Below are 18,744 nucleotides of genomic sequence, written 5' to 3'. Positions count from 1 at the left end.
AAGGCACGACGGCGACATTCAGCCACATCGCCTTCGACACCCGGACCCTCACTCAGGTAAGGGACGGCTCTTAGCCAACTCCGGAAGCGCGGTTGCCTGGTTCCTTGGATCGATGAGTTCGGCCAGATGGCTGGACGCACCGTTTGAGTGGTTATCAAGGACTTGCCGCACCTGCATGTGGCAGCTGAATCCGTCGGTCAGGATGGGCGTTCCATCCGGTGTTTCCCGCAGAGCCGGGGCGAGTGACTGCTCGGCGACTGCCATGCTGACGTCGTAATGCTGCGCCTCAAAGCCAAAGTTTCCCGCCACGCCGCAGCAACCGGTGGCTTGGTTGACGGTGGTGATGCCCAGAGCAGCCAATGCGTTCGCCTGGGTTCCGGAGCCGAAGACGGCGTACTCATGGCAGTGGGTCTGGACGGTCACGGCAGCCGGGACCGACGCCGGTTGCCAGCCTGTTTTGGTCTGCTCTATGACAGCCGTGGCGAAGCTCTGAATTCGGTTGGCGACGCGCTGTGCCGCTTCTGTGTGAACCAGTTCCGGCAGGTCCTTGCGGAGGGCGGCCGCGCAACTGGGTTCGATGACAACGATGGGCCTGTCGGTTCCGTCGTCGAGTGCCTCAGCTGTCCGGGTGAGCAACTTGCGGGCTGTGTCCAGCTGTCCTGTCGAAATCCAGGTGAGGCCGCAGCACACGTCCGCGCTGCATTCCACGGTGCGCTGGGCGTCTTCGAGGACTCGCTTGGCCGCACCGGCCACCGAGGGGCGGAAGCCGCGGGTGAAGCTGTCGATGAACAAGACGGTATCGGCTGGAGCCTTTTCGGCACCGCGGGCTGGTTCGTTTCCGATCTCCTTCAGCAGTTGCGCCCGGGAGGCGAAGTCCGGCATCCTGCGGTGGGTGGTGATGCCGGAAATCCGTGCAATGAGCGGCCGCAGCGGTGAGGCAAGTGCCGCGTTAACCAGCGGAGCGATCCTGCTGGTTATTTTCAGCCAGGTGGGCAACCAGCCCAGGGTGTAGTGGGCAATAGGCCGCAGACGGCCTTCGTAGTAATGATCGAAGAACTCGGATTTGTACGTGGCCATGTCCACGCCTGCCGGACAATCGGTGGAGCAGGCCTTGCAGGAGAGGCACAGGTCCAGGGATTCCCGCACGTCTTCTGATTTCCAGCCTTCCTTAGCGCTGGCCGATCCGCTGATCATGTCCTGGAGTACCCGTGCCCGGGCCCGGGTGGAGTCCTTTTCGTCCCTCGTGGCGCGATAGCTGGGGCACATCACCCCGGCACCGGATGTGGTCCTGCATCGTCCCACGCCGATGCAGGTCTGGACGGCGTCCGTGAACCCCTCCCGGCCTGCATTTGCCGGTTCCAGGGCAAATGACGTCCGGAAACCGCGGGCAGGTGCTGCCGCCAATGCAAGGTCGGACATTACTGGAGCCGGGTCAGTGATGATGCCGGGATTGAGGATTCCCTCCGGGTCCCAGACCGCCTTGTACCGGGCGAACGCCTGCAGAGCGGCAGGGCTGTACATGATGGGCAGAAGCGCAGAGCGGGCCCGGCCGTCGCCGTGTTCGCCGGACAGGGATCCGCCGTGGCGGGTGACCAGATCAGCAGCCGCCCGGAGGAATTTATCCATGACCGCTCTCCCGGACTCGGTCCGGGGGTCAAAGGTGATCCGGACGTGTGTGCAGCCGGCGCCGAAGTGGCCATACATCACGCCCCGGAGCTGATGCTCGTCAAGAAGCCGGGTGAAGTCGGCCAGATAGGCGGCCAGGTTTTCCGGCGCGACGGCGGCGTCCTCCCATCCTGCCCAGGACTGGACTCCGCCGGCGAGCCGCGACGACAACCCGGCTCCGTCTTCCCGGACACGCCAGAGGTTGGCCCTGTCCACGGGATCAGAGACCACAACGCCGTCAACCACGTTGCCACGCTGCTTCAGCGTCTTCAGCAGATCGTCGGCCTTGGCCCGGACCTCCGCGGGATCGCTGCCATCCAGGTCAACGTACAGATAAGCCGTGCCATCAGGCAAAGCACCGACGGAGTCCGGACCGCGCCGCTCACGCATGGTCTGCACAATGGCTTCGTCGATGCCTTCGACGGCCGCGGGGTTGAACCGCAGGATCTCCATCACGTCGGTGGCCGCCGCGACGACGTCGCGGTATCCAAGGCAGACAAGCAGCGCCGCGGCTGGCACATCCACCAGCTTTACAGTGGCGGAGACGATGACAGCACAGGTACCCTCGCTTCCTGCGAGGGCCTTGGCGGCATCAAAGCCGTTCTCAGGAAGCAGGTTTGCCAGCTGGTAACCGGAGACCTGCCGGGCGATGCGCCCGAATTCTGTGCGGAGGAGCCCCAGGTTCGCATCCGCCAGTTGCTTCAGGCCGGCATCGATGCGTGCCGCTTCGGCGACGGCGTCCTCGTCGGCCTGGTCAATGGCACGCACTCCGCCGGGTCCGGCAGTCACAAGATGGCCGGACGCCGTCACCAGGTCCACTGAAACGACGTGGTCAACGGTGCGGCCGTAGCGAACGGAGTGATTTCCACAGGCGTCGTTACCGATGGCTCCGGCCACCGTCACCCTGCCCATACTTGACGGATCCGGGGCAAAAGTCAGGGCTCCGCCGGTGGCGGCCTGCACCTGTTTCTGCAGTGTGGTCAGAACCATGCCCGGTTCGACCGTGACGGTCCGGGCCTCGCGGTCCAGCTGCAGGAGTCCGGACATATGGCGGGAGAAGTCGATAACGACGCCGCTTCCGATAGCGTTTCCTGCCATGCTGGTTCCGCCGCCGCGGCTGGTGAGCGGAATGCCGTGGTGCCGGCACGCGCGAATGATCGCAGCGACATCCTGGCTGGAGCGCGGAAAGGCGACCGCCGTGGGGCGCACCTTGTAGTTCGAGGCGTCATAGGAGTACTCCGAGAGCCTGCGGCTGCTGGCATCAACCTCGACGCCGTCCTTCTCCAGGTCTCGAACGAGGCTGTCAGTTCCGGCACGGTTCATCTGGTTCAGCTTTCGATCGGGCGAGGCGGACCAGGCGGCAGGTTTACTCGCGGTGTGCTTCCTGTCGAACCAGTTTACGGATTAATAAACGCCCGAGTCTGCCATTATTAGTAAGGCATTGTTTCATCAAGTGAAAGAAGTGCGGCCATGGACTTGGCAACGGTGGATGACCTCGAGTTCTTTGAACAGATTTCGCGTTCGAGAAGCCTGACTGAAGCGGCGAGAATCTGGGGGATGTCTCTGCCCTCGGTCAGCAGACGGCTTACGCAGTTGGAATCGCGGCTCGGCGTCCAGCTGGTCCGCAGAAGCACACGCAAACTGACCCTCACGCCGGAAGGAGAGCACTATGCGGCCGGCGTACTGGCGATCCTGCAGCAAAAAACGGATCTTGAGGAAGGCATGTCGCCAAAACACGGCGAGCTCCGCGGCCGGATTGCCCTGCACACCACAGTTGGTCTCGGCCGCATCCATATTGCCCCACTACTGGGTGGGTTTGTTCGGAACCACCCGGGTGTTTCGGTCGACCTGCAACTGTCCGCACTTCCGCTCAACATCGCCGCGAGTCCTTTTGACATCGGGATCCGTGTCGGCAGTCTCGAGGATTCCCGGCTTAAGTTCACACGCCTCGCAGAAAGCCGCAGGGTGGTGTGCGCTTCCCCGCAATATCTCGAGACTTACGGGACCCCCCGGACAACAGCTGACCTTGAACAGCACAATTGCATCGTCCTCCGGCAGGACAACAGCGATTATGCGGTGTGGCGCTTTGGGGCCGACGGCCGGGAACACAACGTCCGGGTGAAGGGCAATATGGTCAGCGACGACGGTGAAGTGGTTGCCGGCTGGTGCCTCCAAGGACTGGGGCTGATGATGCGCTCCACCTGGCATGTGAACCCGATGCTTCGCCAAGGCCTGCTGCAACAGGTCCTTGCGGACGTTCCCACACCGGCGGCGGACATTCACGCCGTTTACCCTTCCGCCGTGCACACTCCGCGGCGGGTTACCGCCCTCATCGATTACCTGCGGAGTCGGCTTGCGGAACGCCTGGAGCACGACGACGGCGACCGCCGGCTTTCGTGAAGGGCTCATCTGCCGCCCGTCGTCGAAAGCCGGAGCCGCCGTCGTCGTACTTCTGAACCGAAAGGTTAGAGCTTTACCAGGGCATCGTCCTTGTCATCGTGGGCCACGCTGTCCCGCGGCCCGCTGCGGGTGCCGAAGGCGCTGCCTTGCTCGTCGTCGAGGTGAGTGGACTTCTTGTTCTTCAACGCGAAGATGTATACGACGAGCGAAATGAAGATGGCAGCGGTGACGTAGGTGAAGAAAAGATCCACCTGGCCAACCTTCTGCAGAGCCGCGCCGATCAACGGCACCGTACCGCCGAAAAGGGAGTTGGCGATTGCGTAGCCGAGCCCCACACCAAGGGCACGGATGGATGCCGGGAACAATTCCGCCTTCACGAGCGCGTTGATCGAGGTGTAACCCCCCACGATCAGCAAGCCGCCCATCATCAGCAGGAACGCCGTAAACGGGTCCTTGGTGCCGGAGAGCGTGGACAGCAGCGGCCAAGTGAAGAGGACGCCAGTAATGCCGAACCACAGGAGGAGCGGCTTGCGGCCCACCTTGTCTGAAATGATGCCGTAGATGGGCTGGAGGAGCATGAAGATGAACAGCGCCCAGAAGTTGATCACCGAGGTGTCGGTCTTGGCTATGCCTGACGTATCGTTCATGAATTTCAGGATGAAGTTGGTGTACGTGTAGAACGCCACCGTGCCGCCCAGTGTCACGCCGATGCAAATCAGCAGTGGCTTCCAGTGCTTGGTGAACAGCAACTTCATGGTGCCCGGCTGTGCTTGGCCGGCCACGGGAACGTGTGCAGCGCGGATCTGGTCAGCCGAAACTGTTTCTTCCATGGAGCGGCGGAGCCAGAGGACCACCAGTGCTGCGGCGCCTCCGATTGCGAACGGGATGCGCCAGCCCCACTCGGTGAGGGCTTCCTTGGCCATGGTGTTCTGCAGGATCACCAGGACCAGCAGGGCGAGCATCTGGCCGCCGATCAGGGTTACGTACTGGAAGCTGGAGAAGAAGCCGCGGCGCCTGGATGTTGCCGCCTCGGACATGTACGTGGCGCTCGTGCCGTATTCGCCGCCGACAGAGAAGCCCTGCAGCAGACGCACGAGTACGAGCAGGACCATGGCCCAGATGCCGATAACGTCCTGGGTCGGCAGAATAGCTATGGCGAAGGAGCCGGCGGACATCAGGGTGACGCTGAGGGTCAGTGCGGCCTTGCGCCCGTTGCGGTCAGCGTAGCGACCGAAGAACCAGGCGCCGACGGGGCGCATCAGGAACGACGTAGAGAAAACGGCCATCGCTTCCAGGCCGGCCTGCAACTCATCCTTTGAATTAAAGAAATGCGCCTGGAAGTAGGCGGCGAAGACTGTGTAGACGTAGAGGTCGTACCACTCAACGAGGTTGCCGGCCGAGCCCTTCAGGATGTTGCGGACTGCCCTGCGGGTCTGGGCTGCCTCACCCTGGGGAGCCGCCTCCTGGACGCTCATCGACGGACCGTCCTGGCCGGTCCGCTCATTGGCAACCGGTTAGTGAGTGCTGTGGTGCTGTCCACGGCGTCCTTGCTCATGGTTCCTCCTCGACATTGATGGCCCCGATAGTTGGGTGCATCAGCCAAACTATTCGTGATCCAGGCCACGACCAATGTCGAAGGGGATTTCCTAACACTTCCTTAGGTTTTGCTCACTCAGTGGCTTCGATGAGTTCCTTGATCCGGCGGAGGCTGTTCTCGATCATGCTGGGGTCGGGCGAGGCGTCCATGGCAGGAATCTCCAGGTGAAAGGTCAGTTTGGTGCCGCTCCCGTTGGCGGGCTCCAATGTCGCCCGGGAATGGATTTCCAGTGGCCCGTTGGGCGTTTGGTCAACAATCAGGGCGCCGAAGGCCCGGTCGGGTTCGAACTCAACAATCTCCATCGTGCCGTCGATGGGAGGGCCCATCCGGGTCTGGCGGCGCTGTATTTGTGTGCCGACGCCGATCGGTCCAGCTGAAACCTGCTGCAGTTCCATATGAGGATCCCAGCGTGGATGGTTGTGCACATGGTTCACCGCGAAGAAGTCGAACACGATATCTGGAGGCCTGTTGATAACAGTCGAGAGCACGAGTTTCATGACTGGTCCTGTTGACTCCGGCAAGGGTGGACAAGCGCAGTCTATGCCTGGCGCCATCGAGGCACCACCGGCTAGGCGACTGCCTCTGATTCCTTCAGCCCGGCAAGCAGCTCTTCGATGGTCGGGGGGTTGGCGCCGGCCCTGCGGACAGTGATGGCAGCCGCCTTGGATGCGGTGCGGCCCAGAGATTCCAGAACCTCGGACGAAAGCCCGTCCACGCCCCGTGACAGCAGCCCGTAGATCAGCGCCGCCATGTAGGAATCACCGGCACCAATGGTGTCCGCCACCACGGAGAGCACCGATGGAACGTGGAGCTGGGTAGTCGGAGTTGCCAGCAGCGAACCTTCCGAACCCCTGGTAATGACTGCCAGCCCGGCACCGAGCTGCAGAATCCGTGCCGCCGTATCCTCCAGCTGTTTGCGGGGGTAGAGCCACTGCGCGTCCTCGTCGCTGAGCTTGACGACGTCGGTCAGGGGAACCAGTTCCTCGAACAAAGCCGTCGCTTCGGCCTGACTGCCCAGCAAGGCCGGGCGGATGTTGGGGTCATAGGTGATCACGCATTCCCGGTGCGCCTGCTCCAGCAATGACCTCACGGCGGCGGCTCCAGGAGCCAGGAAGGTGGCAATGGATCCCGTGTGGATCACCTTGGGGAGATAGGAGGGCGGAACGGGCTGCAGTTCCCAGCTGATATCGAACTCGTAGCGGGCTGAGCCGTCAGCGGCGAGGGTTGCGGTTGCAGACGCAGTGCGCCCTTGATGCTTGGATCCCGGGAGCAGCGCAACTCCAGCCCTACCGAGGTGACGTTCGATCGCAGAGCCACGTTCGTCGTCGCCGATTGACGTGAGCAGTGCGGTACTGATTCCGAGACGCCCCAGCCCGTAGGCGACATTCGCAGGCGACCCGCCGGGGTGCTCCACCGTTCCTCCGGAGGAGGCGACGACATCAATCAGGGCTTCGCCGATAACAACGACGTCGGAGTGTGCTGCGGCCCCTGCAGGGCTGGGGGAGCTGGACATGAGGAGGCCTTTCGTGGAGCCGTCCGCGGACCTGTGGCAGGTCCGCGGACGGAGTGCAGGACGGGATGGGTGGAATCGGTGCTACCGCCGGAATCAGGCGGTGGCAGCACCGGTCATGATGGCAACGGCGTCAGTCATGGTGTGTGACTGGGGCGTGATGGTTGCCGCGCATTTTCCGAGGCGCTGGATATGGATCCTGTCGGCCACATCAAATACGTGCGGCATGTTGTGGCTGATCAGAATCACTGGCAGCCCTCTGTCACGGAGATCCCTGACGAGCTGGAGCACCTGGTTGGACTCGCGGACGCCGAGTGCCGCCGTCGGCTCATCCAACACCACTACCTTGGAGCCAAAGGCCGCAGCCCTTGCCACCGCAACAGCCTGCCGCTGGCCGCCGGAAAGGTTCTCCACCGGTACAGTCACATCCTGCAGTGTGGAGATTCCCAAGCGGGTGAGTTCCTCTTTGGCCTTGCGACGCATGCCTTTGGTATCCAAGACCCGAAAGATCTTGCCCAGGGGTCCGGCCAACCGCTCCTCCCGGCCCAGGAACAGGTTCGAGGCGACATCCAGCGCCGGTGATACGGCCAGGTTCTGGTACACCGTCTCGATCCCGTGCACTCGGGCGTCCTGGGGGCGTTTGAAATGGACGGGTTGACCGGAAACGGTCAGTTCGCCCGAATCTGGAATTTCAGCACCCGTAAGGCATTTGATGAGTGTCGATTTTCCCGCGCCGTTGTCGCCGATGATGGCCAGGACTTCGCCGGGGTAGAGGTCCAGGCTTACGCCGTCGAGGCCCACAACCCTGCCGAAGGTCTTGACGAGGTTCCTTGCCTGCATGATTGGCTGGCGTACTTTAGATCCGTTGGTCTGGAGATCTGCGGCGGTCATGATTTCACCTTTCGGATCCACTGGTCGATGGAGACAGCGAGGATGATGAGGATGCCCACGGCGAGGGTCTGGTAGAGCACGTCAAGCCCGGCCAGTGACAGGCCATTCCTGAAGACGCCGACGATCAGGGCGCCCAGGAGGGTTCCCCAGACGGAACCGCGGCCGCCGAAGAGGCTTGTTCCACCGATGACGACGGCGGTGATGGAGTCCAGGTTCAGATCGAGGCCGGCGTTGGGGCTGGCAGCGTTGGTGCGGCCGATCTGGATCCAGGCGCCGACAGCCAGCACGGCGCCTGCCGCGAGGTACACGCTCATGAGGACCTTGTTCACCGCGATACCGGCCAGGCGGGCAGCTTCCTTGTCATCGCCTACGGCGTAGACGTGCCGGCCCCAGGCGGTTTTGCCGAGGATGAACGCGATTGCGATGTAGAGCAGCAGCATCACAACGACGCCGGTGGATATCCGCACGGGGCCCACCGGGAAAGTGCTTCCTGTCCAGGTCAGCATGTCCGGCATGGCCGAGCCGCGTACTGTCGCTCCGTTGGAGTAGAGCAGCGTCAGGGCGATGAAAATGTTCAGAGTGCCCAGGGTCACGATGAAGGGAGGGAGCCGGAACCTGGTAACCAGGAACCCGTTGAGGGCTCCTGCGGCGAGTCCGACGATCAGGCCTGCGAGCAGGGCAACAGGCGCGGGCAGCCCGTTGTTGACGGCGAGTTGGGCCACGACCATGGAGGAGAGGATCATGACTGCTCCCACGGACAGGTCGATGCCGGCCGTGAGGATGATGAGTGTCTGGGCGATGGCCAGGGTGCCGACGACTGAAACCTGCTGGGTAATCAGCGAAAGGTTTTCAACGCGCAGGAACCTGTCATTGAGCAGGCCGAACACGACCACAGCGATGAGAAGTACGAGGGCGGGGCTGACGGCGGGGTAACGGTGGAGGATATTGCGTATCCGGCTGAGCGTTGTTTGGCGGTCGAGGAATTCCTCGGCCAGGTCGGCATGCCCGGCGCTGGGCGGGCCGGCGGTCTGTTGCTGGGTCACGATGCGTCCTGATCTTCAGTGATGGTAGCTAGAGCGGAGCTAGCTCGGTAGACAAGCGCGGGGAGGCCGATAGCGGGCTCCGGTCTCCCCGCGTGACGCCGGGAGGTTACTTGCCCCAGCAGATGTCGGTAGCTGCGGTGGTGGTGATGCTCTTGACGCCGTCGGCAGGCTTGTCCGTAACCAGCTCAACACCGGTGTTGTAGAAGTCCAGGCCTTCGGAATTGGCCGGCTTCTTGCCTGTCTTGGCGATCTCCACAATTGCCTTCACTCCCAATTCGGCCATCTTGACCGGATACTGCTGGGCGGTGGCGCCGATGACCCCGGACTTGACGTTGTTCACGCCCGAGCAGCCGCCGTCAACGGAGACGACCAGCACGTCCTTTTCCTTGCCGGCTGACTTCAGTGCCTCGAAGGCGCCTGCAGCGGCAGGCTCATTGATGGTGTAGACGACGTTGATGTCGGGGTTGCTCGACAGGAGGGTTTCCATGGCGGTGCGGCCACCGTCTTCGGCGCCCTGCGAGGCTTGGTTGCCGACAATTTCGTAGTCGCCGCCCTTGCCGCCGGTGTATTTACCGGTCTTGGCTTCGTCGCCGTTTTTCTTTGGATCGGCTGTGTCTACGCCCAGCCCGGTCAGGAAGCCCTGGTCCCGGTTGTAATCAACCGAGACGACCTTGTCGTCGAAGAGATCCAGCAGGGCGATGGTCGCTTTCTTGCCGTCAAGCTGGGCTGCGGTCCATTTTCCGATCAGCTCGCCAGCGGCGAAGTTGTCCGTGGCGAAGGTGATGTCCACGGCATCGGCCGGGTCCGGCGGGGTGTCCAGGGCGATAACAAACAGCCCGGCATCCCTTGCCTTCTTCAGGGCATCCACCACGGACGGGCCGTTCGGGGTGATGAGGATGCCCTTGTCCCCCTTGGAGATTGCGTTTTCGATGGCCTGGATCTGGGTGTCCTCATCGCCATCGGCCTTGCCGGCGGCGAGCTTCAGGTCCACTCCCTCGGCCGCAGCAGCCTCCTTCGCCCCGTCCTGCATGGAGACGAAGAACGGGTTGGTGGTGGTCTTGACGATCAGTGAGACACCGATCTTTTCAGTGGAACCGGCAGTGGAAGTGGTATTGCTGCTCCCCCCACAGGCAGAGAGGCTGAGCGTTGCAAGGGTGAGGACAGCGCCTGCAGCGAGCGAACGGAGGGCGGCTGACCGCGGGGCTTTGGAACTCAACATTGAATCTCCTGATATCGAGGGTGTAATGACAACGTTGTCAGTGACCATGTAATCAAGATCACAAGGTAGAGTCAAGGGAAAATCCATGATGAAGGACGAGGTTCTGACAACGATGTCTAATCGTTACCAAGCTGAGGTGGGGAAGAACCGGCCCACGATGCGCCATGTTGCGGCGCTGGCCGGCGTTGGAATCAAGACCGTCTCGCGCGTCATGAATAACGAGCCCGGCGTGTCCGAGGCCACCCGGCTGCGCGTCGTCGGGGCGTCTCAGCAGCTTAACTATCAGTTGGACATGACCGCGGGCAGCCTGCGCAGGTCCGGACGGCAGACACTGTCGGTGGGGCTGCTGCTTCCGAGCGTCTCCAACCCCTTCAGCAGCGAAATCCACCGGGCCATGGAGGATGCCTTGTCGGTCCGGGGCATTGCTGTGTTCGCCGCGAGCCTGGACGACGACCCCGAACGCGAAAAGGCCCTGGTGGCGGCCTTTCTGGGCAGGCGCGTGGACGGCTTGGTGCTGACGCCAATCGCCCGGAGCCAGGCGTATGTCATTCCGGAACACTCCAGGGACCTGCCCACCGTCTTCATCGACCGTGAACCCGTAGGCGTCGAGGCGGACGCCGTCGTTACGGACAATGCTGCCGGAGCCGCAAAGGCGGCCGCCCATCTGATCAGCCGGGGGCATAGGAAACTTGCTTATCTCGGAGACCGGACAGACATCCAGACTGCACGCGAACGCCGTCGGGGATTTCTGGAGTCTCTGGCGGCAGCCGGAATCGCGACGTCGGCTATTCCCATCCGCGAAGGCCTCCATGACGAGGAGTCTGCCCGGCAGGCAACTCATGAGCTGCTTGCTTCTGATGATCCCCCCACAGCCATTTTCTCGAGCCAGAACCTCGTCACTTTCGGTGCGATGCGCGGGTTGAAGGAGCTGAACGCCAATAAGAGGATCGCCCTGGTCGGGTTCGATGATTTTGCTCTGGCGGACATGATGGATCCCGGAATTACGGTCGTTGCACAGCACCCGGAAAGGATCGGGAAACTGGCCGCGGAAAGAATCCTGGCCCGTATCGACGGCGACCAGTCGGCTCCGCAAACCTATGTGGTGCCCTCCGAACTTATTGTCCGGGGTTCCGGCGAACTCGCGCCTCCGGGCTGACCCGCTCGCATCTCTTACTGCCCAATTCAACCTTGCCTCACCCTGCAACCTCCAAGGAGAACGTGATGACCAAAACCCTATATGCCGAGTTCACCGTAAAGTCCGGAAGCGAGGAGCGGGTGGCGGAAATGATGCGCGAACTCACCGAGAAGGTCCGGCAGGAACCCGGCAACCAGCTCTTCCTGCCGTATACGCGGCAAACGAATCCACGTGAATACTTCGTTTTTGAAGTATATGAAGACGATGCGGCCTTCCAGGAGCACATCACCGCAGATTATGGTGCAAAGTTCAATGGAGAGCTCGCTGCACACATCGAGGAGGATGGCTCCGTGCTGACCTGGCTGGATGCTGTGAACTGATCCTGTCCTCTAGGATCGAGTCCATGGCGATTCCGGGGGAAGAAAGAAGTGATGCGGAGTACCGCGTCATCGTCGGCCTCTATGACCAGCGGTTCGGTGCTACCTGGCCCCTCATCGAGATGAGAGCCACATCGGACCGGCTGGACTTCCATGCCAGGTTTGGTCTTAGCCGGTTTTTGGGTCCGTGGCGCCTGGAGCGCGCGCAGATCAAGACGCTCTACAAAACCCGCTTTTTTGTCTCCTCTGCTATCGCTGTCGAGGGCGCCCACCGCCTCGATTGGAGGATCGGCGCCTTTCACCCGGAGTCAGCGCTCCTCACGCTCGAAGAAATGGGCTATCCGGTGGATTGGATCCGCCGCTTCTGACGCCAGCAGTGACCGGTGCGGTCTATCTCTGTTGGCATGCGCATCGGCCGCAAGTGACATGGCGACCAGCCGGACATTGTTAGGGTGGATGGATGAAACGTTCCCTTGCCTTGCTGTCCACGATCCCGCTTCTAGTCCTCACTGCCGGTTGCGGCCAGGTGCAGGATGCGGCCCAGAACGCCGCCAACTCCGCGGTAACGGAAGTGGCCAACGCAGCTGCGGACCAGGTGAAGGGGCAGGTGTGCGCAGTCATCGAGGACGGACTTGTCAGCGTTGAAGACAAAAAGCTGCTGGTCGGGCTGGTCGGTGGAGCAGAGGCAGCCGGAGTGCCCGCTGAGATCACGGACCCAATGAAACAGATCGCTGAGGCCGGCGAGGAAGTTCCCGCAGCCTCCGTCACTGAGCTGAAGAAGGCCTGCGCCGCCTAACGAAGACACCATGGAGGGGCTGGGATCCGCAATATGGATTCCAGACCCTCCATTCTTTTGTCGGCCCCGTTACCTGACTGATGTCAGTTCGGCCTCTTCCAAAGCACCAGACTGGTTGATGTGGTTCGGATTTTCAAGGCCGGCTGCCTTGTCGTGGCTGCGGCCCAGGACGGCGGTTGCGATGGCGTTGCCAAGGATGTTCGTGGCTGTCCGGCCCATATCCAGGAGCTGATCAATCACCAGGAGGACGGCGATTCCGGCAGCCGGAATACCGAAGGCTGGTACGACGGCGGCCACGATAACAAGCGAGCCGCGGGGAACCCCGGCCATGCCTTTGCTGCTCAGCAACAGCATGGCCGTCATGGCGATCTGCTGGCCAAGGTCCATGTCAATGCCGTAAGCGTTCAGGAGGAACACCGACGCGAATGTCATGTACATCATGGAGCCGTCAACGTTAAAGGAGTATCCGAGGGGGAGGACGAACCCCGTCGTGCGCTTGTCGACTCCAAACCTGGTCAGGCCTTCGATGAGCTTAGGGAGAGCTGCTTCGCTGCTGGAGGTGGCGAAGGCAATGACCATTGGCTCCCGCACGGCACGCATCAAGCGAAAGGCTGCTTTCCCGAGGAAGGCTATGGCCACGGCGATCATGATCACCCAAAGGGCTGAGAGGGATACATAGAAGCCGCCGATAAATGAGGAGTAGGTGGCGAAGGCGTCGAAGCCTTCTGCCGTGAACGCTGCAGCGATAGCTGCGAAGACGCCGACAGGGGCGGCCAGCATGACGTAGCCGGTGACTTTGAGCATGACTTCCATCAGTTCATCGACTGCGTTGGCGATGGAGGAATGCCCCTTCTTCCGCAGGTTCAGCAGGGCAATCCCGAACAGGGCTCCGAATACGAGGATCTGGAGCGGGTTGTTGCTGGTCAGCGCAGCAAAGACGCTCGTGGGGATGATGTTGGTGACGAATGCCTGGTAGTCCATGGGTTTTGACTCGATGCCGGCATCGCCCGTGGGCACCAGGCCCAATCCGTCGCCGACATTGAGGGCATGGGCCGTGATGAAACCGAAGGTTCCCACCAGTGCTGAAGCAATGACAAACCACAGCAGCGAGCGTGCGAAGAGCTTCCCGACACCCGCTGACTTGGCCGCTCCTGCAATGCCAGAGACCAGTGTGGCGAAGATCAGCGGAGCGATGATCATTTTGATCAGGTTGAGGAACATGTGCGTCACGGTGTCAAGGACGGTGACGAGCCCGTTCCGAGGACCTTCCGGAAGCAGCCAGTGACCGAGCAGGCCACCGGCAATGCCAATTACCAGTGCGCCAAGAATCCATGCTGTCGTTTTGTTTTTCATCAGTAGTCCTAAGTCTCCATGTGGCGTGCGTCTCATACAGATCAGTGTGCAATATATTGCATATCGAGGTCAAGCGGTATGTAATATATTGGATACGCCGGTCGCTACCCTTAGAAATGACTCCCAATGAAGACTCGGATTGCCGCGCAAACCCTACGGTCTGCACCCTTCTTCTCTATGCCGCCGAATTCGGCTCCCGGCTTGACAGCCACGTTGCACCATCGCAGTGTCGTCGGGATCCTTGGCGGAATGGGTCCCGAAGCGACGGCGGATTTCTACCTCAAACTGGTGCACGCAACCCCGGCCATGCGCGATCAGGAGCACCTTCAGGTCCTGATCTGGTCCGACCCCACGATTCCGGACAGGACAGATGCGCTGCTGACGCACGGTGAGGATCCCACCCCTGCCCTGATCGCCGGGGCCAGGCTCTTGAAAGCCGCAGGGGCCAAGATGCTTGCGGTTCCCTGCAATACCGCCCATGCCTTCCTCGCGGCCGTCCAGAAGGAGGTGGATATCCCCATCGTTCACATGATTGAAGAGACGGCAAAGTACGTTCAGCTGCTCTCACCAACGGTTCAAAAGGTGGGATTGCTGTCAACGACAGGAACCCAGAAGGCCGGCCTTTACCAATCCTGGCTCGACAGGGAGGGCATCTCGGTCATCACGCCCGCCGCTGACTGCCAGGAGAATCTCGTGATGACCCCCATCCGCGCCATTAAAGCGGGAAAAACCGCCGTAGCCAGGCCGCTACTCATCGAAGCTGCACAGGGTCTTATCAACGCCGGCGCCCAGGCAATCATTGCGGGATGCACGGAGGTTCCCGCGGGCCTGTCAGCCGACGATATCCCGGTGCCGTTCATCGACCCCGCCGAGGTTCTCGCCGTCACGGTGGTCCGCCGTGTCCTCGCCAACAGGTGACGCAGAGTACTGTGTCCAATATGCCACTAGTCCGCACCAGCACCGTTGAGCGACCGAAAATGAGCGATGCAGCTTATGACCGGCTCCGGGATGCCATTGTCCGGGGCGAGCTCGCACCCGGCGAGAAAATCAAAGACTCCGATCTGGCAGAAATGCTTGGGCTCAGCAGGACCCCGGTGCGCGAAGCCCTCACCCGCCTCGTTGAAAGTGGTCTCATAGAGTCCAAGCCGGGTGTTTACACAAGAGTCTCGACGCTAAATCAAGACGACATTGCGGCAAACCTTGCCGTGCTCAAGGCACTCGATTCCCTCGCTATGGACGCGGCGGTTCCACGACTGACGGACCGTGACTTTCAGGTAATGCGCCAAGCCAATAAGAACTTTGCCGCCGCTGTGAAAAAACAGGACGTCTCGAAGGCCCTGGCCGCGGACGACGCCTTTCATAGTGTGATCATCGATGCCGCCGGAAACCCTGTCATCAAACGAATCATCGAACAGCTTCACCCCCAGCTCCACAGAATCCTCTACCGGAAGTTCTCAGGCCTCCTGGGCGGGGAGGACACCATCAATCACCACGATCAACTCATCCGCGTCTGCGAACAAGGAGACGCCGAGGCGGCCGCCAACATGTCAAGCGAACACTGGTCCCACCTCGGCGATCTCATCAGCGGCCTCTTCGCCTCAAACGAGCTTTCCGGCTGATGCAGTCCTCAGCTGCTGCCAACTGAGCTCCCGTGCGAGCGACGGCCCGGCTACACAGTCAGCCGGCCGTCATGACGTGGGTGACATGGTCATACCGGAAGGTCACCGGTCCGCCGTCGTGGTTGAAAGCGATGTTAGCGCCGGCCGGTGCTCCGCCAGCCCCATAGTTCACGTCCCATGACCGGTTGAGCGCTGCCTTGAATTCGTAATTTCCGGCGGGAAGATCCGGTGCGGTCAGCTTCCACACCAGGTCAGCCGGGTCCAGGGCCAACTGCGCCTGGTCGCAGCCCGGCATCCAATCCTCGGAGCAGCCGAGTTCAGAATCGAGGCTTCCGGCCACGGCAACCGCGCTTGGCTGTTGTGAGGCGTAAACGGCGCTGATGATGTGTGTGCTGTGGTCATAGCGGAACGTGACTGCACCACCGGGATGCTCCAGTACGATGTTGGCACCATTGAGGCCGCCGCCCGCACCGTAGTTCTCGTCCCAGGTGCCGTTCAGGGCGGCCTTGTACTGGTACGTTCCCGCGGGCAGGGACGGGATGGTGAGGCGCCAGATCTTGTCCGCAGGATCAAGGGTCATGAACGCGGATGCACAGTCAGCCCGCCAGTCTTCGGGACAGCCCATTTCCGAGTTGAGGTCACCGGCCACGGTGACCGAATCGGGCTGGGGGATCTCGCCGACCACCGCGGTCCGGACATCGCTGGTCACGGTCCCGCCTCCGGCCACGTCCATGGTGGCCCGATAGCTCACCTCGGTTCCGTCTTCCAGGCCCAAAGCCGCAATGTCATCGAACGCCGTGTAGGCAGGGGAGGAGCTGTCGCTGCCGATGGCTGTCCAGTCGCCGCCGTCGATGCTTCGCTCAAATTCCACCACATAGTCGGCGTTTTCGGGGCCGGCGATGGCGCTGACTTCAACTGTCCCCTGGACGCTGCTCCCTGCCGCCGGCTTTTGCATGGTCAGGACCGGAGCCGGCACGGTACCGCTCTTGGCGGCGCTTGAGGACGAGTGGCCGCCGTTGTCCAGCACTACGGCGCGGTACTCCACGACGGTTCCTGTCCCCAACGCCGCCACGTCATGGAACACCTGATAAGGGGCGGTGTCATCGGTGCCGATCCGCTCCCATCCGCCGTCGGACTTCTTTGCCTCGAAGGTGACTTCGTAGAACGAGGAACCGTCGACGTCGGCCACCACCTGAAGGCGCCCATTGTCGCCTTGGGCGGAATTTGGCTCCTGGAGGACGACGCCGGGGGCTGCCTTTGAGTGCGGGATGCGGCCTGAGGACTGGTACACCACCGCGGAGAGTGGGGGAACAGTCACGGTGAGCTCTCGCTCGGGACTGGTCTTGGACTCCGCGGCGGCCTCTCCATAAATCTTCGTGAAGGTGCGCTTGCCGACGTAAGTAGGAATGTTGGCGGTCTGGGGCTCCTCGCTGTTGTTGAGTGCCACCACGTATTCGCGCTGATCCTCGGCATCGATCCGGGAGAAAGCGTAGATGCCCGGACCTTCCGAGGCATAACGGTGCTGGTGTGCACCGTCCCGGAGTGCCGGATGTTCCGTGGTCAGGGCAGCCAGTGCGCTGATCTTGCCGTAAAGGAGGTGGGTGGTGTTGAAGTTATCGGTGCTGTGGGTGGCGTCGGTACCAAGCAGGTCATCGTCAAGGTACTCGGGGACCTTGCTGGCAAACAATGTCTGCCGGGCGTCCTGGTCACCGCCGGGACCCGTAAAGCCCTGTTCATCGCCGTAATAGATCACAGGGTTGCCGCGCGAGAAGTACATGAGCTCGTGGGCCAGGCTGTCGCGGGCTACTTTTTCGGCGTCGTCGGAACCCGGGTTGTCCGCACTGATGAAGCTGCCGATCCGGCCCATGTCATGGTTTCCGAGGAAAGTTGGAAGCTGGTAGACGTTGGAGTCAGCGTCCGTGTACCAGTCGTCGCCGGCGAAGAAGCTCTCCAACTGTGCCGCGTCCTGTCCACGCGAGGCGAAGTTGCGGGCCGCATCCTGGAACGGGAAATCGAGGACAGCCTGCATCATGTTCCGGGTGGTGAACTGGGACGTGAAGCTCTTGGTGGTATCGAAGACCTCACCGAACATGAAGAACTCGTCCTTGCCTTGTTCCTTGGCGTAGGCGAGCACATCCGGCCCGAAATCCTGCCAGAACTCATCGTTGACGTGCTTCATCGTGTCGATCCGGAAACCGTCCACGCCAAAGTCACGGATCCACGTCTTGTAGATTTCCTTCATTCCGTTCACCACCGTGGGGTGTTCAGTGAACAGATCGTCCAGGCCGAAGAAGTCGCCGTAGTAGGAGTCCTCGCCGGCAAAAGTGGTGTCACCCCTGTTGTGGTACAGCGTGGGATCGTTGAGCCACGCCGGGACCTTCAGGTCTTCCTCGCCTGCCTTCAGCTCGGGAGTGTAGGGAAATGAAGTGGCCGGAGCCAGTTCCGGAAAACCCCCGGTTCCGGCGTAATCCCGGTCATCGAATTCTTCCCCGGCGGCGTTGGTATACGGCTCAACGTCCTTGGAGACATACGCGGTGCGGTCGCCTTCCTCGTAGCCGATCACGTCTGCCGTGTGGTTGGTGATGATGTCGAAGTAGACCTTCATGCCGCGGGCATGGGCATCGTCGATCAGCGCTTTCAGCTCGGCGTTGGTGCCCAGGTGCGGATCAATCTGGGTGAAGTCCGTTATCCAGTAGCCGTGATACCCGGCCGATTTGTCCTCCGGCTGCACGGCCTTGTTCTTGAAACTGGGGGTCAGCCAGATGGAGGTTGTGCCAAGCCCCTCAATGTAGTCAATCTGTTCCCGCAGGCCCTGGAGGTCTCCGCCGTTGTAGAAGCCCTTCTTTGTCGGCTCGAACCCGGACACCATCGGGTCCGGACCAAGGCCGCCGTCGTCGTTCTGGGTGTTTCCGTTGCTGAAACGGTCCGCCATCACGAAGTAGAACCGTTCGTCTGTTACCGGAGCCCTGAGGGAGTGAACGCCCGACGGCGACTGCGGATCGTCGGATTTCGGAGCGGCATGCGCTGTGCTCATGCCGGCAGTGGCCGTAGCGGCAGCGATGAGGAAGGTCATCCCTGTACGGAAGGCTGTGCCCGCACTTTGGGGAGTTACTCGGCTTGGTCTGGGCTGGAGGGACGA

At 61.7% G+C, this 18,744-nt stretch carries 16 protein-coding genes; 7 read left to right on the top strand and 9 right to left on the bottom strand.

All coding sequences use genetic code 11. The features are described from left to right. Positions 1–48: 48 nt before the first annotated feature. A complete protein-coding gene (locus MU551_RS10255; protein WP_247043569.1) occupies positions 49–2,988 on the bottom strand; it encodes an FAD-binding and (Fe-S)-binding domain-containing protein in 2,940 nt (979 codons plus the stop codon). 147 nt (positions 2,989–3,135) lie between these two features. Between MU551_RS10255 and MU551_RS10250 the strand changes: the two genes are divergently transcribed. Further along, positions 3,136–4,065 (top strand): LysR family transcriptional regulator, encoded by a 930-nt coding sequence (locus MU551_RS10250; RefSeq protein WP_247043567.1) that lies wholly within the window; start codon positions 3,136–3,138, stop codon positions 4,063–4,065. A gap of 65 nt (positions 4,066–4,130) precedes the next feature. On the opposite strand, the gene MU551_RS10245 is transcribed toward MU551_RS10250, so the two are convergent. From MU551_RS10245 to MU551_RS10220, 6 genes are all read right to left on the bottom strand, one after another. After that, positions 4,131–5,540, bottom strand: coding sequence for an MFS transporter (locus MU551_RS10245; RefSeq protein WP_247043565.1), 1,410 nt, complete (start codon positions 5,538–5,540; stop codon positions 4,131–4,133). A gap of 193 nt (positions 5,541–5,733) precedes the next feature. Then, entirely contained in the window at positions 5,734–6,159 is a 426-nt protein-coding gene (locus MU551_RS10240; protein ID WP_247043563.1) for an SRPBCC family protein, read from the bottom strand. A 71-nt stretch (positions 6,160–6,230) separates the two neighbouring features. After that, positions 6,231–7,175, bottom strand: coding sequence for a carbohydrate kinase family protein (locus MU551_RS10235; protein ID WP_247043562.1), 945 nt, complete (start codon positions 7,173–7,175; stop codon positions 6,231–6,233). Positions 7,176–7,268: 93 nt separating this feature from the next. Continuing rightward, complete coding sequence (locus MU551_RS10230) at positions 7,269–8,063, bottom strand: ATP-binding cassette domain-containing protein (RefSeq protein WP_247043560.1); 795 nt, start codon at positions 8,061–8,063, stop codon at positions 7,269–7,271. Then, positions 8,060–9,106, bottom strand: a complete 1,047-nt coding sequence (locus MU551_RS10225) for an ABC transporter permease (protein ID WP_247043558.1) — start codon at positions 9,104–9,106, stop codon at positions 8,060–8,062. Before MU551_RS10225 ends, MU551_RS10230 begins: the two co-directional genes overlap by 4 nt. A gap of 106 nt (positions 9,107–9,212) precedes the next feature. Then, on the bottom strand, positions 9,213–10,325 hold the full coding sequence (locus tag MU551_RS10220) for a substrate-binding domain-containing protein (protein WP_247043548.1): 1,113 nt from the start codon (positions 10,323–10,325) through the stop codon (positions 9,213–9,215). Positions 10,326–10,482: 157 nt separating this feature from the next. On the opposite strand from MU551_RS10220, the gene MU551_RS10215 reads away from it, so the two are divergent. The 4 genes from MU551_RS10215 to MU551_RS10200 all read left to right on the top strand — a co-directional run bounded on the left by MU551_RS10215 (position 10,483) and on the right by MU551_RS10200 (position 12,633). Next, positions 10,483–11,481: a LacI family DNA-binding transcriptional regulator gene (locus tag MU551_RS10215; RefSeq protein ID WP_247044046.1), complete on the top strand. Its 999-nt coding sequence runs from the start codon at positions 10,483–10,485 to the stop codon at positions 11,479–11,481. A gap of 65 nt (positions 11,482–11,546) precedes the next feature. Next, positions 11,547–11,840, top strand: a complete 294-nt coding sequence (locus MU551_RS10210; RefSeq protein WP_247043546.1) for a putative quinol monooxygenase — start codon at positions 11,547–11,549, stop codon at positions 11,838–11,840. 23 nt (positions 11,841–11,863) lie between these two features. Beyond that, positions 11,864–12,205: a hypothetical protein gene (locus MU551_RS10205; protein ID WP_247043544.1), complete on the top strand. Its 342-nt coding sequence runs from the start codon at positions 11,864–11,866 to the stop codon at positions 12,203–12,205. A 92-nt stretch (positions 12,206–12,297) separates the two neighbouring features. Then, positions 12,298–12,633 (top strand): hypothetical protein, encoded by a 336-nt coding sequence (locus MU551_RS10200; RefSeq protein WP_247043543.1) that lies wholly within the window; start codon positions 12,298–12,300, stop codon positions 12,631–12,633. Between the two features lie 69 nt (positions 12,634–12,702). Here MU551_RS10200 and MU551_RS10195 read toward each other — a convergent pair whose 3' ends face one another. Further along, entirely contained in the window at positions 12,703–13,986 is a 1,284-nt protein-coding gene (locus MU551_RS10195) for a dicarboxylate/amino acid:cation symporter (RefSeq protein WP_247043541.1), read from the bottom strand. Between the two features lie 201 nt (positions 13,987–14,187). On the opposite strand from MU551_RS10195, the gene cuyB reads away from it, so the two are divergent. After that, positions 14,188–14,904, top strand: coding sequence for a cysteate racemase (gene cuyB, locus MU551_RS10190; RefSeq protein ID WP_247043539.1), 717 nt, complete (start codon positions 14,188–14,190; stop codon positions 14,902–14,904). Between the two features lie 59 nt (positions 14,905–14,963). Continuing rightward, positions 14,964–15,605, top strand: a complete 642-nt coding sequence (locus MU551_RS10185) for a GntR family transcriptional regulator (protein WP_247043534.1) — start codon at positions 14,964–14,966, stop codon at positions 15,603–15,605. A 58-nt stretch (positions 15,606–15,663) separates the two neighbouring features. On the opposite strand, the gene MU551_RS10180 is transcribed toward MU551_RS10185, so the two are convergent. After that, positions 15,664–18,678 (bottom strand): alpha-amylase family glycosyl hydrolase, encoded by a 3,015-nt coding sequence (locus tag MU551_RS10180; RefSeq protein ID WP_372489839.1) that lies wholly within the window; start codon positions 18,676–18,678, stop codon positions 15,664–15,666. Between the last annotated feature and the right edge of the window lie 66 nt (positions 18,679–18,744).

Source organism: Arthrobacter rhizosphaerae, from assembly GCF_023062595.1.
Lineage (GTDB): Bacteria > Actinomycetota > Actinomycetes > Actinomycetales > Micrococcaceae > Arthrobacter > Arthrobacter rhizosphaerae.
This window is presented reverse-complemented; position numbering and strand designations above follow the sequence as displayed.